At 43.8% G+C, this 22,233-nt stretch carries 21 protein-coding genes; 15 read left to right on the forward strand and 6 right to left on the reverse strand.

Annotated elements, in window-relative coordinates; translation table 11 throughout:
* Positions 1–14: 14 nt before the first annotated feature.
* Positions 15–809, reverse strand: a complete 795-nt coding sequence (locus R7Z47_RS18920) for a putative hydro-lyase (RefSeq protein ID WP_375224519.1) — start codon at positions 807–809, stop codon at positions 15–17.
* Between the two features lie 162 nt (positions 810–971).
* Here R7Z47_RS18920 and R7Z47_RS18925 point away from each other — a divergent pair, with 162 nt between their 5' ends.
* Positions 972–1,847 (forward strand): LysR family transcriptional regulator, encoded by an 876-nt coding sequence (locus tag R7Z47_RS18925; RefSeq protein ID WP_213868190.1) that lies wholly within the window; start codon positions 972–974, stop codon positions 1,845–1,847.
* 654 nt (positions 1,848–2,501) lie between these two features.
* Here the strand turns inward: R7Z47_RS18925 and R7Z47_RS18930 are convergent.
* From R7Z47_RS18930 to R7Z47_RS18940, 3 genes are all read right to left on the reverse strand, one after another.
* Positions 2,502–4,004 (reverse strand): hypothetical protein, encoded by a 1,503-nt coding sequence (locus R7Z47_RS18930; protein WP_269129202.1) that lies wholly within the window; start codon positions 4,002–4,004, stop codon positions 2,502–2,504.
* The gene (locus R7Z47_RS18935) at positions 4,004–5,659 is read right to left on the reverse strand and encodes a hypothetical protein (RefSeq protein WP_213868188.1); all 1,656 of its coding nucleotides are present in this window, start codon (positions 5,657–5,659) and stop codon (positions 4,004–4,006) included. The genes R7Z47_RS18930 and R7Z47_RS18935 overlap by 1 nt, the downstream gene beginning before the upstream one ends.
* A 397-nt stretch (positions 5,660–6,056) precedes the next feature.
* Positions 6,057–7,646 carry a sensor domain-containing diguanylate cyclase gene (locus R7Z47_RS18940; RefSeq protein ID WP_250156410.1) on the reverse strand — a complete coding sequence of 530 codons (1,590 nt, stop codon included), beginning with the start codon at positions 7,644–7,646 and terminating at the stop codon, positions 6,057–6,059.
* A 385-nt stretch (positions 7,647–8,031) separates the two neighbouring features.
* Here R7Z47_RS18940 and R7Z47_RS18945 point away from each other — a divergent pair, with 385 nt between their 5' ends.
* Positions 8,032–9,528, forward strand: coding sequence for a putative bifunctional diguanylate cyclase/phosphodiesterase (locus R7Z47_RS18945; protein ID WP_213868187.1), 1,497 nt, complete (start codon positions 8,032–8,034; stop codon positions 9,526–9,528).
* A 177-nt stretch (positions 9,529–9,705) separates the two neighbouring features.
* The gene (locus tag R7Z47_RS18950) at positions 9,706–10,071 is read left to right on the forward strand and encodes a hypothetical protein (RefSeq protein ID WP_213868186.1); all 366 of its coding nucleotides are present in this window, start codon (positions 9,706–9,708) and stop codon (positions 10,069–10,071) included.
* Between the two features lie 180 nt (positions 10,072–10,251).
* Here R7Z47_RS18950 and R7Z47_RS18955 read toward each other — a convergent pair whose 3' ends face one another.
* Together R7Z47_RS18955 and R7Z47_RS18960 are read right to left on the reverse strand one after the other, a co-directional pair.
* Complete coding sequence (locus R7Z47_RS18955; RefSeq protein WP_213908328.1) at positions 10,252–11,526, reverse strand: LssY C-terminal domain-containing protein; 1,275 nt, start codon at positions 11,524–11,526, stop codon at positions 10,252–10,254.
* Between the two features lie 15 nt (positions 11,527–11,541).
* On the reverse strand, positions 11,542–12,264 hold the full coding sequence (locus R7Z47_RS18960) for a glycosyltransferase family 2 protein (RefSeq protein WP_213868184.1): 723 nt from the start codon (positions 12,262–12,264) through the stop codon (positions 11,542–11,544).
* Between the two features lie 353 nt (positions 12,265–12,617).
* Between R7Z47_RS18960 and R7Z47_RS18965 the strand changes: the two genes are divergently transcribed.
* The 12 genes from R7Z47_RS18965 to R7Z47_RS19020 all read left to right on the forward strand — a co-directional run bounded on the left by R7Z47_RS18965 (position 12,618) and on the right by R7Z47_RS19020 (position 22,218).
* Positions 12,618–13,157 carry a hypothetical protein gene (locus R7Z47_RS18965; RefSeq protein WP_269129203.1) on the forward strand — a complete coding sequence of 180 codons (540 nt, stop codon included), beginning with the start codon at positions 12,618–12,620 and terminating at the stop codon, positions 13,155–13,157.
* A 2-nt stretch (positions 13,158–13,159) separates the two neighbouring features.
* A complete protein-coding gene (locus R7Z47_RS18970) occupies positions 13,160–13,921 on the forward strand; it encodes a hypothetical protein (RefSeq protein ID WP_269129204.1) in 762 nt (253 codons plus the stop codon).
* A complete protein-coding gene (locus tag R7Z47_RS18975) occupies positions 13,914–14,891 on the forward strand; it encodes a hypothetical protein (RefSeq protein WP_318130479.1) in 978 nt (325 codons plus the stop codon). Before R7Z47_RS18970 ends, R7Z47_RS18975 begins: the two co-directional genes overlap by 8 nt.
* Positions 14,888–15,658 (forward strand): hypothetical protein, encoded by a 771-nt coding sequence (locus R7Z47_RS18980; RefSeq protein WP_140203490.1) that lies wholly within the window; start codon positions 14,888–14,890, stop codon positions 15,656–15,658. Before R7Z47_RS18975 ends, R7Z47_RS18980 begins: the two co-directional genes overlap by 4 nt.
* A gap of 6 nt (positions 15,659–15,664) precedes the next feature.
* Positions 15,665–15,949: a PAAR domain-containing protein gene (locus R7Z47_RS18985; RefSeq protein WP_042522745.1), complete on the forward strand. Its 285-nt coding sequence runs from the start codon at positions 15,665–15,667 to the stop codon at positions 15,947–15,949.
* 9 nt (positions 15,950–15,958) lie between these two features.
* Positions 15,959–16,714 (forward strand): hypothetical protein, encoded by a 756-nt coding sequence (locus tag R7Z47_RS18990; RefSeq protein WP_318130481.1) that lies wholly within the window; start codon positions 15,959–15,961, stop codon positions 16,712–16,714.
* 212 nt (positions 16,715–16,926) lie between these two features.
* Positions 16,927–17,106: a hypothetical protein gene (locus R7Z47_RS18995; RefSeq protein ID WP_146192901.1), complete on the forward strand. Its 180-nt coding sequence runs from the start codon at positions 16,927–16,929 to the stop codon at positions 17,104–17,106.
* A 234-nt stretch (positions 17,107–17,340) separates the two neighbouring features.
* Positions 17,341–17,892, forward strand: a complete 552-nt coding sequence (locus R7Z47_RS19000) for an N-acetylmuramoyl-L-alanine amidase (RefSeq protein ID WP_054579146.1) — start codon at positions 17,341–17,343, stop codon at positions 17,890–17,892.
* A complete protein-coding gene (locus R7Z47_RS19005; RefSeq protein WP_318130485.1) occupies positions 17,892–18,242 on the forward strand; it encodes a hypothetical protein in 351 nt (116 codons plus the stop codon). The genes R7Z47_RS19000 and R7Z47_RS19005 overlap by 1 nt, the downstream gene beginning before the upstream one ends.
* 281 nt (positions 18,243–18,523) lie before the next feature.
* Positions 18,524–20,173: a hypothetical protein gene (locus R7Z47_RS19010; protein ID WP_318130488.1), complete on the forward strand. Its 1,650-nt coding sequence runs from the start codon at positions 18,524–18,526 to the stop codon at positions 20,171–20,173.
* Between the two features lie 46 nt (positions 20,174–20,219).
* Complete coding sequence (locus R7Z47_RS19015) at positions 20,220–20,651, forward strand: DNA-directed RNA polymerase subunit alpha C-terminal domain-containing protein (RefSeq protein ID WP_054577210.1); 432 nt, start codon at positions 20,220–20,222, stop codon at positions 20,649–20,651.
* Positions 20,644–22,218, forward strand: a complete 1,575-nt coding sequence (locus R7Z47_RS19020) for a hypothetical protein (RefSeq protein WP_140203485.1) — start codon at positions 20,644–20,646, stop codon at positions 22,216–22,218. Before R7Z47_RS19015 ends, R7Z47_RS19020 begins: the two co-directional genes overlap by 8 nt.
* Positions 22,219–22,233 lie beyond the last annotated feature (15 nt).

Consider the following 22,233-nt stretch of genomic DNA (forward strand, 5'->3'; position numbering starts at 1 on the left):
TCCTTGGTTTCGACTTACAGGAATGCAAATTCGTTATTTAACCGATCGGTGATCAACATCTTGCCTGGAGCATGAGTAATACACAGAGGTGGTTTGCTGCTGCGAATTACGTTTTGCGGAGTAACGCCACAAGCCCAGAATACTGGTATTTCCTGTGAGTTTATCGTTACCGGGTCACCATAATTTGGAACATTAATGTCTTCAATCCCAATAGCATCTGGCGTACCAAAGTGAACCGGGGCACCGTGGGCTTTAGGGAAACGAGTGGTGACCTGTATCGCACGAATCGCATCAGCAGGTTTGAACGGACGCATCGAGACCACCATATTTCCCTTAAATCGCCCTGCGGGCTGGCAGGCAATATTGGTATCGTACATAGAGACATTACATCGCTGCTCAATGTTACGAACACTCAGGCCAGCCTGAAGCATCGCTTCTTCAAAAGAGAACGAGCAACCCAAAACGAAAGTGACCAAATCATCACGCCAATACTGAGTTAATTCTGGTGTCGCAAGCTCAAATTGACCATCGTAGAACACATGGTATTCCGGCACATCACGACTAATATCGATATCGAGGCCAAGCTCTGCCAAATTTTTATCACCGGGCTCGGTCATTCCGATCAATGGGCAAGAAATCGGATTACGCTGGCAAAATAGTAGAAAATCATTCGCCCACTCAGCCGGCAATATTACAAGATTGGCTTGCAAGTACCCCTTTGCTAAACCACTGGTCGAACCGATAAATGCATTTTCACGAATACGTTGACGTAACGCAGGAAGAGGAAGTTGTGATACTGACGTAGTCATAGTGCCATCCATTGGTAATTAATATGTTAACGCAAAGTAACAATACGACTTATTTAGATAATGTCTATTTGTGTTTTTTTGCGTATATTAATAAAAATAATTTATGTAGGTATATGGATCATAGATCCTGCTACCGTCACGGAATAATGGAAAGTGTTTGGAATGTTGAACTTAAAACAGCTTGAAACTTTTGTCTGGATTGCCAATTTAGGCAGCTTTCGCCAAGCTGCTGAGCATTTATGTACAACCCAGCCCGCTATTTCAACCCGTATTACCAATCTAGAGCATACTCTTAATACAACGCTGTTTAATCGAGAAAAAGGCGGCATTACATTGACAGCAAGGGGGCGAGAGTTACTCCCTTTGGCAGAAAATATCCTCAATAGTACAGCGCAACTTTGTTATAGAGCCGACGCAGCTAGCGCCCTCTCAGGATTGCTCCGCATTGGTGTATCAGAAACGCTGGTACACACTTGGTTACCTGAATTCCTGACAAGTCTTAATGAGAAATACCCAAATATTGAAATTGAGTTAATTGTCGATGCAACTGTGAACCTAAGCAAAGAACTGATGGCGCACAATATTGACATTGCAATTCTTCTTGGTCCTATTTCGGAGCCGTCAGTTATCAATAAAGTAATATGTGAGTATCCTCTCTATTGGGTTGCAAGCCCCTCACTTGGCTTAAATGGACCAACAGAAACACATACCTTTACCCGCTGGCCTATAATCACCTATGCTAGAAACACAGTCCCTTACCATGAAATAAACAGTCATTTTTCTGCCCAAAAACAACATCCTGTTCGCTTCTATTCAGCAAGCTCATTATCTGCGAGTGTAAAGTTGGCAGAGAGTGGCGTCGGGGTCGCAACCCTACCAAAAGAAGTTATCAAGGAACAGCTTAAAGAAGGACGCCTATCAATAATCAAGACGAATTGGACACCACGACCACTAACATTTACGGTGTCATACATTAGAACCCCAAATAGCTTATTAATCGAAGAAACTGTCAAGCTCGCCTTTGAATGGCTTTGTTGAGTCACTCCTTTAACCGTGTCGTTAATGAAAATGTCGCGACTAGTTGGCAGATTGAAATAGGCAGACCAACAGTCCCGGCTGTAACTACGTGATCCGCGTTCGTTAAAGTGAGGTGTTAGAAATGTCGTTTAACATCTCAAAAATAGAAAAAAAAGCAACAATATGCATACCTTGTGCGATTTATAACTATATTACTACTGCCAATAACGGCAAGTGAGATAAGGATATAATTAACATGCCTGTAAAGCACACCCCACCAGATGGACCAAGCATTGTACACAAAGGCCAAAAAGGTGGAATTACTGGTTGCGGATTCAATACAAAGGAAAACCCTAATCATTGGACAAATACTACTAGTAAAGTGACATGTGAGAAAAATGGTTGTAAGGAATAATTAACCATTATAACAAGGGCAAGACTATTGCCCTTGTTCAGTGCCAAGTCAAATAAGGCCCTGTTAAGGTCTGAGTTAGGACGCCAATTTCACAGCATGGAAAAATGCCACGCGTTGCGAATCAACCTCGAATAGTTTGTTAGCCATTTTTCCTCGGAGGCGGTGGAGACGGCCTTACACTTGATGGTGAACGGCTTAGAGACTAAGTCTAAGCCGCACTTTGGAACGGAACAGATAATTCTAAAACTATCTTTGTACGCCTATGAAGTAGCTAGTCTCTTCAGTTCCGCGTCTAAGTATTCATCCACAGCATCAATATCAATATGCCCAACGTTGTGCCAAGCATAGACTTCCCTCAGAGCTAAACTACCAAGTCGAGCCCAGCCGATTATGTTGGTTCTCAATAAGAACTGCACCATATCACCACCAGACTTAAGAGCTGCATCACCAGAGTCAATCAAACAAAGTGTGCCGTGAGCAACTAATAGCATTCGTCTTAACTCTGGATTACTCTCGGAGGGAGCGCACTCCTTCCATGGTTGTTTATGATAAAAACGCCGCTTACTCGCCCACATTAGCCGTGTTAAAAGGTCGGTAATCAGAACGGGCATTGCCATGGCAATGCCATGCCTCAAGTCATAACCCTTTTCGAATACTTGTGTGGCTACAGTTGCAAAAGATTGCCTGTGTTGACCAAACTCACCAACATCCAACAGCAACAGGAAGTTATAGAAAGGAATTGGAATGCCCGCACCGCGTCCCGATGCTCCTGAAGAACCTGCCATATCAGAGAATAAGTGCCCTAGCCAATTGGCAAAACCAGAAAAGACTTTGGCTATAAAGGTACCACCTTTTAGCTCATGGGTTTCAGTATCAATGGTGATGATCTGGCCGTTTGAGATAAAAGTCGAGGTATCCGTAAACTGGTTCAAAATAGAGAAAAACAGTCCAATAAGGTCAGGCGAATGTGCCAAACTTTTTAAATGGTGATTCTTGGGAGAAAGGTTTTTAACCGCACCATCAGTCCCATTCTTACCAAACGTTGTTGCTTGGTCATAATTAACTTTGAAGTTACGCTCTAAGTAACCGATCGCGCTCTTAGTTGAATCCCCACCTTCTCTTTCCCCTTGCCAACCGCATGCTGAGGCAAATTTTTCAACGGCCGAATCAACTGCGTCATCTGCAACTTTAGTGAGCTTTCCTTCTCCAGGCATACCAACGAAGAACACATCTATGAGCCCACCAATAACACCACACGTGCCAGCAATGAGATAATCATACTTGTCACATTGTGCGTTCTTGGTAGTAAACTCATCTTTGATTCGTTTTTCGAGTTCTATTCGCTGAACTGGTGACATTAATGTAGTAAACGGATCTGCACTTAAATCAATATTGTTACTCAGAGCATAAAGCTCAACCGATCTCTGGTATTGTTCCCAACTCATATTTTCATTGAAATCTAGAGTATTGAGCAGGGGTATTGACGCAATGCTTGGCTTAATTTGTGAGTGTGCGATCGAGCTATCTAGTTCTAATAATTCTTGAGTAATATCTATATTCTCAACTAATGGGGAGTTAAGGTTGTGGTTATCCAACATCACATCTAAATCTGCTAGCGCCTGATCAAGAGCATCACTATTAGCTTGTTGGCTTTGCTGTAGAGCGTTAAGGGCAATATCCAGTTCGCTCAGCTTTTCTTCCGACTGATCCAGTTGGTGCTTTTGCACCAACATTGCCGAAACATGTTCATCTGGCTTAGTCACTATGAAAATATCCCTGATAATTTACCTTTGATCACGTCAGCTGCTTTGAAATACCCAATTGCTTCAAAGATTTTGGCAAGTTTTTCCATTTCTAAAGTAGAAATATCTTGTTTTAAGGTGAGTACACTAACGGTTGTAGTTTGGCCGTCTTGTTCACGCTCAACGACTTTCTCTTCGTAGAAAGACATAATTACTGTGTAAATTTGCTGCTTTGTTGCTTCACGAGTAAGTGATTGAAGTTTCTCGTGATTAAGCTCTGTTGGACACTTCAGCTTGAAGCACTTGTTTCGAGTCGCGTCGCCTTTCTGTGTAAGCACATTTCCTGCTGAAGTTAGTTGCTTCACCTTTTTCAAAAGCAATTTTACTTTTTCGTCTTGAGCACCGTGAGAAAAAACACTTTCGTTCAACTTGGTGGTAATGAAATTAATATCTTCCATTAAGTGTGACACGGTTGCTTGGGTCTGCTTGATAACTTCATTAAGCATCAGCTCTCTGCGTTTGGTTTTATCAAGCTCATTAGCCCCTGTTAAATGCTTGATACCTTTATACGCACCAACACCTAGTAGGACCGCAACACCAATGCCAGTTGCCATACTAGAGAACCCCAATGCACCGCCTAGACCAAGCGTTGCAAGACCTGACGTTAAACCTGCAGCGGACATACCAACGACTGAACCAGAAAGGTAAACTGCCGCCAAAGGCACTCCCACAGCTCCCGCTTTTGCGCCCAGCTCTTTCATACCACGAGTAAGTGCATCGTCACTAAAATCATCATTGAGCATCCTGAAGTCGAGCTTGAGTGCATCAATGATGAGCTCAACTTCTTCATCGCTAATATTGAATAAGTAGTTATTCTCTTTAAAGAAGGCAAAGTTGTCATGCTGACCATTGTTCACACTCATAAAGACGCTGAACAGATCTTTGACGAGAGATATCTTTACTGCTTTATTGTGGCTAGGTATACAGGTTTCATCGATTGTTTGTATCAGGGATTCTAAGCTCTCTAGTTCACCGGTTGTGGTTATGTACTCTCTTAGCGCAAAACGTGATTCAGAGCTAAGTTCTAATCGGGTCATGAGCAGAAGAATCTGGGCAAATTCATCTTTGTCGACCTCTCCGTCGTCGGAGTAAGCCATGTTCACGATAACTTTTAAATAGGCAACCTTGAGGTCTTCTGACATTTCAGATAGTGCAACTAACTGCTCTTCTTCTTCAAAGGTATCAAATTGACCGCTGATAGTGTTTAAGAACTCAGCTAATTTCTCGAGATTACATTCACTGATGTGTTCAATTTTAAAGGATGACCCACTTTTTTGGGTAACTGTGGTGTACTCGGTGATTTTTTCTTTACCTTTATCATTTTTCGTTACATTGCGGACATATTCCGCGGTTTCGAGATCGCTAAAGTTTACCATTTCAGGTGACTCGAATGCTGGTTTGTAAACCATTTTTTCACCAGTGAATACTAAGCCGTCTTTACCGCTGCCGAATACCGTACTATCAAGTAGCGCAACGACGGAACCGATGGTATCTTGCAGGCACATCGACCTAGCAGCATTATTAAGTTTCTTCTCCGGAATATCTGGTGCGATATGAAGGCCCTTATGCGCTATTTGGTTGACGTTTTCTTTTATAAATACATTTATGTTTTGCATTGCAAATACCTTAGTTTTTGATAACCGACTATAAGTGTAAGATCGAGCATAGGTTCATAAATATGACTTAAAACTCACCTTCACATGACAAACCAAAACAAGCTTACATCTAATGAGTTGCATATTCTGTGAAATTTAACACATTGATTTAAAGTGGGAACTACCTAATCCAAAGGCTAACTGTAAAGTTACTTTTAGAATTCATGAGATGTTTGCAGTGTTGTCGAGATGACAAAGGAGCATCTCACAAGGCTGGATGGTTTTGTCCAACTACGGGTATAACCTAATGTAATCGCGTGAGAAACTAGAAAGTACGTTTAGATACTACACATTATGCGTGTGCGTAACGTTTGGATGTACAAATAAATCTAAGTAAGCGACAAAATGGTTAATGAGGTTATTTGTCCTTATGTACCTCAACTCTGTTTCTTCCGTTATTCTTTGCATGATAAAGAGCATCATCAGCTCCTTTCAGAATAGCGTTAATAGGCTCACTTTCTGGTAACCATTGAGACACCCCGATAGAAATCGTCACGTGACCAACAATATCAAATTCATTTAATTCAATGGATTGTCGAATTCTTTCAGCAACGTTTTCAGCTTGACGAATGCCTGTCCTAATTAAAAAGACCATGAACTCTTCTCCACCAGAACGGCAGACAATATCCCCCTCTCGAGCCTGAACCTTGATACAATTAGCTACATTCCTGAGTAAGATATCACCAGCGTCATGTCCGAAGTTATCATTGACCTTTTTAAAGTAGTCAATATCTAAGGCGAGCACAGAAAATGGAGTATTTTGTATACGTAAATTTTCAATAGCCTTATCCAAACCTCTGCGGTTTAACAGCCCAGTCATAGAATCAGTTAAGGTGTCGATCTGCAGTTGATCAATGGTATTGGATACAGTTTTAAGAGTACTGACAAACGAACGCTTCAGGTGTGACGCTTCAAAATACCAAGGCTTTACTTCATTTAAATCTCTTAGAGCAGAAGCACGACTGTCAAAGTTTTTGACTACACTAGTTAGTTGCCATAACGGTTTTGAGATAAAAGTTGAAGATATCCATATCATTAATAGTGTGACAACACCAATTGGATAGGTTTCTATTAGCACACTCAACATTTGCTCATTCAGTATGGAAACAGTCAAACTTTCCGATTTCTCAGCAACTATCCCCCATCCTGAAGAATAAACTGGTGCGTATCCAGAAAGCATGTGCAGCCCATAAGAGTTGGTGATAATTTTTCCGCCTTTCTTTCCTTGAACAACATCATTTATAGCTTCATTATTGACAATCACATCTCCAACTCTTTGGGGCTCAGGGTGATAAATCAATGTCTGGTTTTTATCAACAACATAGATGTATGACCCATCGTTGTAACTATGTTGCCCAAGTATACTCATCAACATGTTTCTCTCATCGAGATAAATAGAACCACTGATATACCCTAAATACTCTTGTTGTTCTGAGAAGATAGGATGAGAAATACTTATCAGATAATTACCTGCAGGGGATATGAAAGGATTAGTGATGATTGGAGCCTTAGCATTTAATGATTGTAGCGAACTTTCGCTTGTTAACCGGACGCCTTTCACTTGTATTGCTTCCGGTGATACAGACACAATGACTCCCTTCGCATTAACGATGACCACAGAGTTAAAAGAGTTAGTTTGAAGTCTTAATCGTTCTATCTCTTGTTTTAACGCACCTGAATCTCCCATCCTGCTCCTAAGATTAAGTGCACTGTACTCTAGTTGAGACAAGCTTGCTTCAATGAACATGTCCGTAATTTCGGCCATTTTTTCAGCGTAAACACGATTGGATTCAATAGTGTTAGTAACAATGAGCTCATGCTGGACCCGATATATGGAAGAAAAAGCGTTCAGAAGGGTGACTAACATACTAAAAATACTCAAAAATAGAATGAGTTGCCTTAAATTTAACTTATCTCTCACCCATTTTGATTCACCCATACCTTCCATAAATTGAGTCATCCTCTGATTTGCTCGAAATGATTGTAAGTACTACTGAAAATCCGTTAAACCAACTTTCAATAGATTTGATAGCTCGCAAGGATATACGCCACCTTTATTGACCGTTGTATCCAGGTTACTTAGCTGTCGACAGAGATACCAAGTAACCCCACTTTTTCTACAAATAGCCGATAAATTCTAGAAAATATTGGAAGGGCTTAAGTTGGAGGTTATTAATGTAGCGACTAGTTTAAGTAGATAGGAAATACGTTAAATTTAACATTATATATGACCATATTGATAAATTACTAGATTGATATGGAACGTAATGATACTTTACCAATATGAATATTGGTTCATCTGCAAGCGATGGGCCAGCAATAGATTGGTTTATATGAAAAAGAACTCCCTCAGCTCCGTTAAACTCGTTTTATCTTACTCTGTATTTGCGTCAATATGGGTACTATTCTCAGACAAAGCGCTAGAACTTCTATCTACAAATCTACAGGCATACACCTTGGTTCAGTCACTAAAGGGAATGCTATTTGTTGTGTTTACTTCTGTTTTGCTGTCGGGGTTGATTAAGAAGAACAACAAAGAGCTCGAGCGCGCTAATGACATTGATTATGTAACAGATTTGCATAGCCCCTACGTGTTTTTTCGCTATTTAGAACAAAAGTTCGATAGGACACAAGAGAGTGACCATTATGCTTTGTTTCTTCTTGATATAGACAATTTCAAATCCGTTGCAGACCGGATCGGCTTTACAAAAAGCAATCTTTTTCTGAAAGACATCGCAAAATCAATTAACTCGACTGCCGCCTCTTCACTTTTCTCTTCGAGGATTCATTCTGATGGTTTTGCTTGCCTGATTCATATGCACAGCGAAACCCAAGTAGACACACATCTAACACGTGTTCAAAAAAAATTTAACCAACACTCAAAACGTCATGGCCTTGATTTGACATGCTCTATTGGTGTTGCGCTCTATCCATTTGATGGTGAAAGTGCTAAAGAGCTCATGTCATCAGCTAAACACGCACTTGCTCAAGCAAAAATCACGAAAAACACTACCCAATATCACGACAAGAAACTCGCTATGCAAGATCGACAGCGACAGAAAATGATTACAGATCTGCGTAATGCGATAAGAGAAGAACAAATACAAATAGTATATCAACCAAAGTATCGTTTAAAAGATAAAGTAATAACTGGAGTTGAAGTGCTATCTCGCTGGAGACATCATCAGTATGGAAATATATCGCCCGCTGTGTTTGTAACACTAGCAGAAGAGAACAATCTTTGTAGTGATCTAACAGCCCTAGTTCTCAAAAAAGCATCAAAGCAACTTAAAGAAGCGCAACTCCTGGGACGTGCTATCCAATACATATCGGTCAATATTTCGGCTACAGAGCTAAATAGTGTTGAATGCATGTACTGCATCGAAAATCACCTAAAACAAGACGTTGACTTTGCGAAATACCTATGTTTTGAAATCACAGAGACAGCCACGTTAAACGATATCGAACAATGCGCAGAACAAGTAAAAAGACTGAAGAAGTATGGGGTAACATTCTCTATTGATGACTTTGGTGTTGGTTATACTTCATTTAGCATATTCAATAAGTTAGACGTCAATGAAGTAAAAATAGATAGAAGTTTCATTAAAGACATTACTACTGACTATCGTTCGAGAGCAATTACCTCCGGAATCGTAAATATCGCAAAGGGGCTGGGGATAAAGGTGGTTGCGGAGGGGGTAGAGACTCCTGAACAGCTGTACGTTCTTGAGGAATTAGACTGTGAACTAGCTCAGGGGTTTTATCTAAGTCACCCAATTCCAATTGATGCATTAAGTAATAATTTAAATGTGATAGAGCATAGCATTTAAGTTTGATATCCAGCGTTTGACTGTTCTCCACGCATCGTTTTTCGTGCTCAAGGCTGCATGAAGATTCTCGTATTCCATGTCGAAAACCCAACCAAACTGTTATGCACACAATAGGCTTTAAATCAGGAGGTATATATCAGATATCACATAAATAAGACGAAGAGTCATAATGATAAGATGTACTCATTAGAAGTATCTAAATTACAAATTGATTATGGTAAGTACATGGCCTCATTCTATACTGCAGTGGCAGGTGGTCAAATCACATTGCTAAGTTCATTTTTCAAAAATGCTTCGGATAAACAGCTTGCGTATACATCAATAGCCTTTATGTTGTCTGCGGTAATAACTAGTTATTCTTTTGCAGAAATGGAGCTTCGTGCACTCAAACAAGACGAAACAGATGAAGCTTTTCCTCGTTGGGCTAAACTCAGAAAGAAATTACCCAGAAAAGCAAAAATTGAACTTTACAAATCACTTTATCTAACGACTGCAGTTGTCTCTTCTATAGCCTTATATTTTCTATTTGTGATAACAAACTAGCAAGTTAAGGCGTAATGAAAATGATAAAATCGCCCTTATCTGGACTAGTACGACTAGGTAATCTAGGCTGGGAAAATTTTGTCCTCAAATAGTCACCTAACGTAACCAAAACAGGCACAAAGAGCTTTTATAGATTAAGGTGTATTTAGCTACTCGCAAGAATAAGACCTTACGTTACTCTCAAAGTTCTTCTTGGATAACTAGCACTCGCCCATCGGTAAAGTAGTCATGATTTTCATCAAGGGCTACTGGTTTACTATAGTTAATCAATGCAACCTTCTTGCTTGGTACAGCCGCTCTCAGTTGTTGTGCGAGTTTATCACGTTCTTTGTCCACATCTGGGTTAACACGGTGAAGAATCGTCACGATCCCCGAATATGGTGTCAAAGACAAGCCATTATCATAGCTCAGAGCGCCAACCCAAATTTTCTTATTCGTCTCCATATCGATTCCCGCCTGCCACCAACGAATATGACTACGCTTTAACAAACTACCCGGCAACTGGAAAGCTAACTCTTGTGGAACATTATTCCAAAAAAGGTCAGACACTGGCGGCGTGTTTTTTTTTAACAGCTGGAGATAGTCAGTTACTTCAAGCTCATGCCAGGAAAAGGTCTTGTTTTCAATCCAACCAAGCTCCTCCATGATCTCTCTGGGATGCTCTCCAATATACATCACATTGATCGCTTGCGCGTCAAACACAAGAGACTTACCTGGGTAAACCTTAAGATTCAAATTACTAAGCGATACCTCAGTCATAGCCATCAATGTCGTTTTACTTTGGTATAGCTCTTGATGATCGTCAGCACGAAAGAAAAAATGAGCATAGTTAACATAGAGCGCTGATACGAAAAAAAACATCGTAAGCTTGGTAAACATAAATCGCCACTTCAGTTTACGGCCAATCAGATAGAATATTACACACGAAGCAAGCACAAACAGGCTCAGCTGATGCTCTAATACGAACCGCTCAATATGTTCTATCAATGGAAACTTTTTTATACCAATAGAAGCGATATAACCCAACGCAACAAACTGCCCCACTCCAAGTAACAAACCGATCGTCGAGAATAGCGTAAATCGACGCCAATCAATGTTTTGAGAGCCAGCAATAAACGGAACCACCCACGCAAGAGGCCCCAACAAACGGGCAAAAGATAAAACGTAGTTTCCTTTATGCCACAATAGATAGCGACACCTCGCAACGTGACGACGTAAACCAGGACGCCATTGAATAAGTTTTCTTTGCGAACGCCCACCTATTCTTTTGCCGATCATGAAACTCAGTTGATCGCCTAAAAAACCTCCTAAAAAAACCGCCATAACACCAGTAATGATGCCTTGTTGCAATTGATGACCGGCGGCCAACATAAATGGTTCTCCAGGAATGAACAAGTTGGGACCGATCAGTGCGTCCAACAAAGCTCCAATAAAGAGGCTTGCTCCCTCAACCATGCTCACAACTCACTGTTACTTGTAGTGACCGAACTTGTATTCCATTTCGTTGTTCCGCATTTCTCCAAACAAGAAGCGGCGCACATTAGCTTTGAGGTAAGTAAAGCCCATCTTGAAAATGCCATCTTGATCCAATCGACGTGGGTCAAAACCAAACGTTAAGTGAAGAAAGCGAACACGCCATGTTTTACTAGCTCGTTTAACGTAGTCACAGTCTTCACACAAAGTTATTTGCTCATCGAAGCCATCCAGCTTTTGGTGCACTTGTTTCGTGGAGAAAATACACGCTCCAACAGCAGTAGGAAACGTGAACTGGGTAACAAACATACCAAAGTTAAACAAGCCGTAGCCCAACTTATGCACCAACGGGAGTTCTTTTGCACTCATGTAAACTCCTGCAACCTCAAGTTGCTCCCTCTGTAGTTGACTAAGTGCACTACTCAAGAAGGTTGGGTCCAGGCGTACATCGGCATCCAAGAATAACAAACGATTGTGCTTAGCTAATAAAGCTCCAGTATTTCGCCCAAGACTAACACCTCGAGTTTCCATCTTGTGAATGGTTAATGCCGGTAGCGACCCCTCGTAAACTTCTGCAACTTCACACGTAGTATCATCACTGTTTGAATCAACTACTATAACTTCAAATTTTTTATGGGTTTGGTTGCTCAAGTCCTCCATCAGACGCCCAATGCGTTTCTCTTCGTTTAGTGTAATAACGATGATGCTTACTGGTTCCATATTGTCCCTTAACTTTTTATATCGTGTAATTGAAAATTACTTGATATCGTAGATAACAACGTCTTAACCTAGTGTGAGATTTCAATTCAGGTTCAGTTCATGAAGAATGACGAAAACTAGAAAAGCAGAGAGACACAAACGAAATATACGACCGTCAGTAACTCTATTTATAAGCGTTCCTTACTACCCCTTCACCGTTCTCAATGAGCGTTAACTCCGTTGAAAGTAGTGCTTATCTTGTTTTATTTTACATAGGTGAATACATACAAGACGGTGAAGTGGTCGAGCTTTAACGTTAATATCAGCCCTATTCCAACCCATCCTTAAAGCGCCGCTCCAATCATGGAGTGGGCATGACATTACAGACTAGCCGAAAGCAAGTGCCAGTCAGTGCAAAGCGTCTTAGCAGACTTGCGCCTAACTGGTCATACGCGAACAGCATTCTTAGCTTTGGTTGTGGTAAATTTCCCGACCTAACAGAAGAATACCTTACCAACTACCACAAGCAGAGCATGACGGTCACTCACTATGACCCTAACTCGAAAGCGAAAGGCGTAGTAAACAATATTGCCGAAATTGACAGCTCAAAACGCCGTTTTTGCGTCATGTTATGCGCGGACGTACTTAACATGTGCAAAGATCTCGATGCAGCGATCGCAGACATGGCCAAGATTGATTTTGATTGCGCGGTCATTCAAATCTATGAGGGCAACCGATCCGGTAAAGGCCGTAAAACGCGAGACGGCTACCAACGCAATGAGCCTGTATCGGCTTACCTACCTATCCTAACGAGCAACTTCCACAAGTTCGATGTGACCTTACACCGAAGCGATAAGTGCATCACTATCGTTAAAGGCCGTAAGTATTACGAGCTGGACGATTTGGAGGACTAATCATGCAACTGGATGAGACGTTCTTTGAAATTCCATGCGATGTAGTGACATTCGATGGCAAGGTAGAACACACAGAGCTAACCGACATTGACCGTGCGGTAGCTGCCTTTTTCCAGAACGTGCTTGATTCCTTAGTTGTGACTGACACTAAACGGCGAGAGAACAGTGAGTTTTCTCGCTTTGTTGGCCGTGATAAGTCGAGAAAGATTTACTACGGCAACTTTAACGATCCAGTGTCATTCCTATCTAAGTTAACGGCAAAGTTGGGCGACAAGGTGAAAGCAAACCGTAATGAGCTTTTACCTGTTTGCTACATCACGCGCGATCCGGTGATTGGGTTTGTTGATGGCGCGGAGTACGTCGATATTGCTGACTATGGCGAACTGGCCAATGAACAAGGCCAGCCTTATGCCGTGATTAATAAGTCCTTTGTCGCGCTTACCTACCGCATTAATGCCCTAGCTTGGAACCAGTCTACCCTTAGCCGCCTAGCGCTAGGTTTAATGGTTTGGCTACGTCATACCAAGGGCAAGCGTAAGCATGTATTCAGAGCGAAAACCATGCTCGCGGGTACTGAAATGGAAATCAGCATCGAGATACGTGGCCGTAAAGATGCGATGACCGAACCCGCCGAAGTAGACCATGAAAATACTCGCCTGTTTGCTTCCTCAATCTCTTTTGAAGTGATTGCAGAAGTTTATGAGGCCGAGTCGATCACTGTCCGTCAGGGCGCGATTGGTATGGGAGGCCGAGTCATTGAGTAATAAAGAATACTTTCTCGCCCAAAAAGTTGTCACCAACGAAAATGACATCCCTATCGAGCACATTCATTCGTTTACCTACATTGAGTGTGCTTCGATGGACGGCAATAAGGTGGTTATGGAAATCATGGATCAGGCTGCCGTTTATCGGGATGACTACGGGATTAAGCGCGGTTCAGAGATCGAGGTCACGATGGCCGATGTGAACGAGCGAGGCGATCAGGTTTGGATTGAAAAATTCATTGTGGCCAAGTCCACCAGCGCTGACGGTATGCTTACCGTTCAAGCATTCCAAAAGGATGCGCACCTACTTAAAGAGCCAGTCACAACGCCTCGATTCTTTGTTGAAATGCAGCCTAAAGACATTCTGGCCGAGCTGTTACCCGAGCTAAAAATCGAATGTGACAGCTTTGAGCGTGGCGCTACGTACCATTTAAATGCTGGTGGTACTAAGTCTCGCTTAATTCGAACAGTGGCCAGAGATTACGGCTCAGTGGCGTTTATCTGCCGTGGTGTTATGCACTTTAAGTCGCTCAAGAACATGGATATGAGCGAGCAATTCAAGCTGGAACAGTCGAATCCAGAGGAAGCAGAGCACAGCATTGCAAACTACTCCATTGTCGGAGAGGAAGCCCTGTTTGAGCGCGTTCTTAACCGTAACTATGCCTCTTGGGATACCGTCGAGGGCTTCCAAGGTGGCCAACGTTCGGGCGCGATGGTCATGGTCAGCGTTCCACAAGCCAAGGCCCTGAATAATCAACACATGGCCATCATCCCTATTTTGGATGTGGAACTTACCGGAAATACCGCCTTTATGCCTCTTTCGGTGTGCTCAGTGCTATTCCATAAACGGCTACCCGCTACCGAGCTAGATGAGTCCATGCCAGAGAAACAAATCATGAACCGTGTCGCCCATTGCCAACGTGGGAACCGGTATCAGTGTCGTATCGAGTTGGGAGTACGCAACCTATGAGCGATTCGTCAGAGAACAGAACACGCACCAACGTCACTAACCGCTTGTTTGGTAGCTATCAGGCCGAAGTGGTAAATACCGTCCATCCGAAAGGCTTGTACATGGTATCCGTTCGCTTGCTTGGTTATTGGGATGCAATCCCCGATAAGGATTTACCTTTTGCCGAGTTTCTACTGCCATTAGGTGCAAAACCGAGTGGTGGCCATGCAGTGCCAGTGGAAAAAGGGGATCTGGTTTGGGTGGATTTTCCTCGAAATGGCGATACCCGTTATCCCCGTATTACCGGATCGCTTTACTACGCGCCTAACTATGAGTCGTACCTACCAAGCGAGGTGAACGGAGAAGCCTATCAGCCTAAACGAGCCGATGGAGAACCCGAGCCACCGGCCTATGACCGCAAAGATGCGCTCTTTGTGCGATTTGGTTTGCGCGAGCTCATCACGCATCAAGGCGGCTACTCAGTAACGCATACCCAAAGCGGCACGGCCATTGAAATCACACCAGATGGCCAATGTGTTATCCACGTCGAGGGCAATGCGTTTCGCAGCTCAACAGGGAACACATTGGAGCAAATCGGAGGCGCACTAACTATCAAAGTGAAAGGCGATGCGAACATCGAAGCGGGTGGTAATGCAACCGTAAAAGCCTCCGGTAAAGCCAACCTAGAGGGCAATGAAGTGACCATTAAAGCGAGTGGTAACGTCAATATCGATGCTGGTGGCCAGTTCGCTGTTAAGGCTGCCGCAGCTCCATTTACATTAGGGTAATGCACTATGCCAGCCGTAGGAATTGTAGGGAGTGTGGATAGTGGTCATGGTGGCTTTAGTCCAGGTGTTTTTGTTTCTGGCCAGCCACTACTGACAGTGAATGGAATCAATGTATTAGGTACGGGTGATATATCCGTCATGCACGTAAAACCAGATAACCCGCCGCACGTAGGCGTTATTACTGGTAGTTCAAAACTTACTGTTAATGGCGTTCCGGTCGCCGTGGTAGGCGATGCCCTTGGGTGTGGCGCTACGCTGGTAAACGGTAACGACTTGATGACGATTGATTGAGGCAATTTGATGTTAGACACACAAGAGCAAATCGAACAGTTTCGCCAGTTTTTAGACGTAGGCGGCCTTAAGGAAGCGGAGAACCTTACCCGAGGCAAATCCCTTAAGGTGAAGTGTGAAACTTTGTCAGGGAAGCTATCAGGCTGCGTGAGCGAGGATATTGAGGACTACCAAGGCGCATCGCAGTTAGTGGTAACGCTTAAGGGTTTGAATGACTCAGTGAGCGCAACGGTGGCCACGTTAACGCAATGGAATGAGCACCTAGTGTTGATCACCGATCCAACCGACCTCGAACAAGTGTCTATTGGTGTGAACATCAAACACAAGGTTGATGGTACAGAGGACAACGTACCCGCTCCGAGTATCTTGCCAATTACCAGCAAGGAAGAACTGAAAGCGCTTGAGGCAGTGATCAATGGTCTTTCTGGCCATGTGGATGCAGCCGTATCTCTTATGGCGCAAATCAATACTGCATTAACGCCACCAACAAGCGGCAGTGAGTCAGATAACGGTGCAACCTTACCGCCACCAGACTTGCCGCCGGAACTAGAAAGCCAAGCGAATGTGCTAAACGAGATCATGGCTCCCCTTGCTGGTGGCATGACCAGCTCAAGCGCGGTGATTGACACAATGATTATTGCGTCGAAAGAGGAACGCACCTTAGCGTTAGGCTACTTCACTAAGTCGATTTCATTTACCATTTGTAGCAACCAGACGAAAAAAACGAGCATCAAAGACGCGACAGCAGAGGTATTTAGACTGTAGAATTCTTTTGTTGCTAATCCCTTTCCTATTCGCACTAGAAAAAAGACAAAATGAGTTATTCAGTTTATTTAAACGCATATGAACTATACGGATTAATGTCGCTCATCATCGTACTAGCAATTAACCTATTTAGAGCTCGAAACGAGCTTAAATCCACCAAAGCGCGACTATCCTTTGTGATACGCAAAAGCCTCAGTGTTGAGGGAGAATACATGTACGATGGGTGCAGAATGAACGTGATATTTGATGCGGTTCGATACAGCGGAAATCAGTTTTACTTGATGCGTAAAGATCAGGTGATGGCCAGCTTCCACGTAGAACCCTATCGAGTTAATCCTGTTCTTGATTACTTCAAATCAAACAAGATAGAGCCCGTTCAAAACCGACCATAATCCAAGCAAAGCCAGCGTTCGCGCTGGTTTTTTTTCTAAATTGCAGGCAAAAAAAAGCCGCGAGGTAAGTGTTCGCGGCGCAAGAAGCTATTACAAAGGTTAAAAATGAAGTTTCAACGTTGGTTGACACCAGTCGATTGGGATGCCGATCTGGTAAAGCAAATATATTTACCATTCCGAACACAGTCAACACCTAAGTGCATATTAGTTAAGCTAAGTTTGGGAATTTATAAAATGAAAAAAGTCTGTATTGTTGTTGGCCATAGTTTTAAAGATGGCGGCGCTTACAACGAAACATTCGGAATGAATGAGTATGGCTATAATCATCCCCTAGCCAGCTTATTGGCCGCCGAGCTACATAAGCGAGACATTCTTCCAGTGATCATGTATCGAGACACCTACTCACGGATGATCGGTGATGTGAACGAATCGGGCGCTGACTATGCCATCGAGTTACATTGTAACAGCGTGGCCAATAAGTCAGTTCAAGGTTCAGAGACATTGCATTGGCATAAGTCGGACAAGAGTCAAGCACTTGCTCAGCGTCTACAAAAAGCGGTGGCTGGACTTATCGGACAGCGTGATCGTGGCCTTAAGCCTATCTCGAACACTGGTACTGATACTCGCGGTTGGCGTTTCTTGATGAAAACCAAAATGCCAGCCGTGATTTTGGAGCCGTTCTTTTTGTCTAACGACGAGTCGTTACAAAAGGGATTGGAACTGCGCGAAAAGCTAGCCGTAGCACTGGCAGAAGCGTTCGCAGAACACATTAAAGAGAGCAACTAATGATGGGACTAGCAAAAGTGTTTACAAGTAGTCTATTTAAGAGCGCCACCAGCGAGAAAGTAGGTGGCATTATCCACGAACTGACCGAGTTTGGTGATCGTGTGTTTACCAGTGACGAAGAACGCAAAGAGTTTGCCTACAAACTGGCAGAGCTTGAAGCGGCCAGCTCTTACACATTGGTACGTACTGGACGCGCCGCTATGATGTGGAGCATCGCGCTGGTGGTCATTTATCAACTCATTGTTCGTGACTTTTTGGCCGTTTTCTATGGGGTTGAGCTTCCAAGCTTAGAGACTGACACACAAGAGCTACTAAGCAACGTGTTCGGCTTTTTGGCAGGAACCCTATAACAACTGAAAATTTTTTAATTTTTTTTTAGATGCCCTTTCCTATCCCCTTTTCTCTCAACAAAAACACACGTTCAACGACATAGAAATCCCCTGTCGTTACCATTCCCACAAAAGCGCACAAAAAGAAATAAATTCATTATATAACAATAAGTTAAGCGAGCTTTTACCCCTATTTTTTTCGAAATAAATCTTAATTACTATCCGAAATCGAGCGAATTTTTACCGCTTTTCAGCGCTTAACCATTCCGAACACAATCAATTAATAATTAAGGTTTATTTACATGGCAGATAAACGTTCTAACTTCAACAAACGCATTGAGGCGATTCATTTAGGCGCTCAAGCAATGCGTAATCTGTGCATCGAATCCCAATTCGATTCACAAACAGGCATGTTTCTAACTGACGACAATTCTCGTGGCGCGGCTATTTTGTCAGCCATTGCGAATGAGCCTATGTTCGAGTCAGTGTCTCAAGAAACAGCGGTTAGCATCGTATCAGGCATGCAGTCTGCGGTGCGAGAATACGAAAAGACTTACGGCCACCTACCTAGTGATGAACTAATGGCATCAGCTCACGCAACTATGCGTAACATGATGACGCTAGAGGGTGCTAAGCGTGATGGCTCAACAGGCGCAATGATGCTTGAGTCTATCGGTCAATCTCTATCAACATCTGAGGGTGTTGAAATTCGTGCGAAGATGGTTGGCCTAGTGCTTCCTGTTCTCCTTGAGACAGCAACACTTGACGCTGTAACCATGATCCCAGCAGGTGCGAACGAAGTTGAGATCTTCAAAGTTTACCGCCGCACTGGCTCAAATTTTGGTGACTTCGCAGCGGGGACTGAAATCGACCAAGCAACGGTTGGCCAATACTCGTCTATGCGTCAGCGCTACAAGTTTGTCTCTGAACAGCAACCAGACGGCACTAAGACAACCCACGTCTTTGACTCTAAGACTGACCTACAACACACCAAGTTTGAAATCCCATTCACGAAGACATCTGTTTCCCTATTTATTAACCATAAACGTGTGGCTCGCGACCTAGACAGCAACGGTAGTCAAATAATGACAGGTACTCACAATGGTATGGTTATTAACTGTCAGATAGACCATGCAAAAGGCAAAGTTACCGTCACTCCAACATCAGCCCTACCAGCAGGGACGATTCTGCACATCGAGTTCGAAGTAGACATTGAAAGACGTCCTGACCTGATCCCAACGATCGATCACGACATGGACTCTCGCACACTGCGCCCACGTCAAAACGCAATCGCAGCAGACGCGACTATTCAAGCGATGTTCACAATGCAACGCGAGTTTGGCCAAGATCTGAAATCTCTACAGATGAGCCACATGCGCAACACATTGGCATCGGAAAAAGCGACTCGCCACCTAGTAGATATGGACTTTGCTTGTACGCGCGAAGAAACATTCAATATCTACGTATCGGCTGGTGAAGATTGGCGTCTACATCGTGAACGTCTAAACGAAGTTCTTCTATACGTTTCTACGAAGATCCTACAAGCGACTCGCACAACTGGCATGACAGGTATCTTTGCTGGTACTGGCGCGTCAACAATCCTTAAGTCACTAGGTGCTCCATATTTCGTAGCTCCGGCTAACTACCAACAGAAAAACGCTATCCACTACGCAGGTAAGTTGTTCGGCATGTGGAAAGTGTTCGAGTGTCCGGTAGTGATCGGTACGAACGACATGCTTTGTTACGGTCGCGGTTCTTCTCACTCAGAAGCGGGCTACGTAGCAGGTGATGCAATCGCAGCAACCATGTACACGCATCCAATCGGTAAAGGTCTAGTAGCGTCTAACACGCTATACGAACTGGCCTACGGCGAAATCCATCCATTCGACGGAGAAGACTACTTCTACCGCGTGAAACTTATCGATGAAGCTCCTGTAGCAGCAGCGGCATAAGGCAAGTAAGCGGCAGTCTTACGGGCTGCCGCTCTTGGGGGATTCGATGAAAGAAACGATCGTTTTAATCACCAACCACACACCAAAGGAAATCACGGTTCAGGGTCGCGTTATGCCGCCACTGGCCAAAGATTTCCCTCTCTCAGTTTTCAACGTGAACCGCTTCAAACACGAAGTGGAAGCGGCCTATCCAAACGGCCTCGTTTCGGTTCGCCTTGAGCCAACGGTTTTACCAGAAGTTCAAACGAAACCAGACACAGCCACCAGCGACAAAGGCACAGCGCTATCAGCACTTGAGCTAAGCGCGAGCGTTGAAAAAGCCCTGATTAACCACGGTGTGACAACGGTTGAGCAACTAACCGAAATGACGAAAGACAACGTGATTGCGGTGAAAGGTATTGCTCAAGCGGGTTTGCAAGAAATTGTAGACCAGCTTGCAGCACAGGATCTAACGCTGAAAGAGACAGAAGATGAGTAAGATTGAATTTTCAATGGATAACGTCTCACAAGTTGCGGTTTCGCCAATTAACGCTGACTCGACACCTAAGCAAGGCACTGGCTCTAACCAGCTAGTGTTTGGCGGTGTGATTGTGTCTCAAAAAGGTAAGCCGTTCGAAGTGATTCCGGTAACGGCGGCTAACTTCCTAGACAAGCTAGGTAAGCCTTACCACTCAAGCCTTGGCAAATTGGCTGACGGCATGCGCGTTCTTGATGAAGCCTTGCGCGGCGGTAATGGCCTTGTGGTTCGTGTCGTACCAAAAACGGCTACCTATCCAGCTATCAAGTTAACCAAACCAGCAGACGAAGTAACGATCACAAATGAAGCAATCAACTACTCGGCTGACCTGTCACTTGAAGATGGCGAATTTTTAGCGATCGCTATCAAAGACGGTGCTCAATCCGACAACCGCTCTATCACGCTTGCGAAAGCAGACGAAGCGACTTACGGCGCAGGCATGTTCACTCTTACCCTAGCGGAAGAACAGGCGGCTGGTGGCTCTGTAGTGCTAGAAGAATGGGTTGTATCCCTAGAGCCTACAGCAGTAGACCAAATGGGTAGCGCTGCGTTTATTGAGACTGTTCTTGAAGAACGTTCGCAGTACCTAACTTGTCGTATCGATGCAGAAGTAGCGAAACGCGAAGTTACTGCAATTGCTCAAACCAAATTCACTGGCGCAACCAACGGCAATATTAGCGACATTACGGCTGAAGATTACCAGAAAGCAGTGAAAGCACTACGCACTACCGTTTACAGCTACAACTACGTTTGTGGTTTGGGCTGCTACGAAACAGCGGTAATCACTGACCTAGCGCAAATCTGTAAAGACAAACGCATTTCTGGCTACTTCGATATTGATCCTCGCCTAACGCACGAAGCGGCATTGGAGTTCAAAAAAGGTCTGAACTTCAACAACCATCGCGCTTCATTCGTGCATATCCCTTACCAAGCTAAGTGTCGTTTCTACGGCAACATGGCGGTATGGGGCGGCTCGGGTATCGGCTTTGCAGCTAAAGCGCTTGGCGTTGCTAAGACCTCTCCGGTCAGCGGTTGGCACTACACACCAGCAGGTGTTGAACGTGCTGTTATCCAACGTACTGGCCTAAAACCAACCCAAGGTGCTGGCGAGCCTAACTACCAAGAAATGTACAAGGCACGTCTAAACAAACTAGGCACAGACGAAAACGGCAACCTGTTCATTGATGACTCTCTAACGTCATCTGCGGCTGAAAACTACCTACGTTTTGAGCAAGTCGTGTCTATTGCTGACGCTATCTCACGCGACTTCTACGCACTAGGTAATCGCCTAAAACACCAACCTGACGGTGCAACGCTTGAGGGTCTAACTGACGGTATGGCCAGCATCCTTGAAGGCTATGAAGCCGTTGGTGCGCTAGTGACACCTCGTAATCCAGCACAAGACGGCGAGAACGCTTGGACGTTGGAAGTTAAGCAAGTGGAAATCGACTACTGGAAAGTCACTTGGTCGTTCTGTCCAACTGGCTCTGCGCGTCGAATCCTTGGTGAACCTGTACTAATCCGTTAATCAACATAAGAGCAA

The organism is Vibrio sp. 1641 (genome assembly GCF_033339995.1).
Classification (GTDB): Bacteria; Pseudomonadota; Gammaproteobacteria; order Enterobacterales; family Vibrionaceae; genus Vibrio; species Vibrio alginolyticus.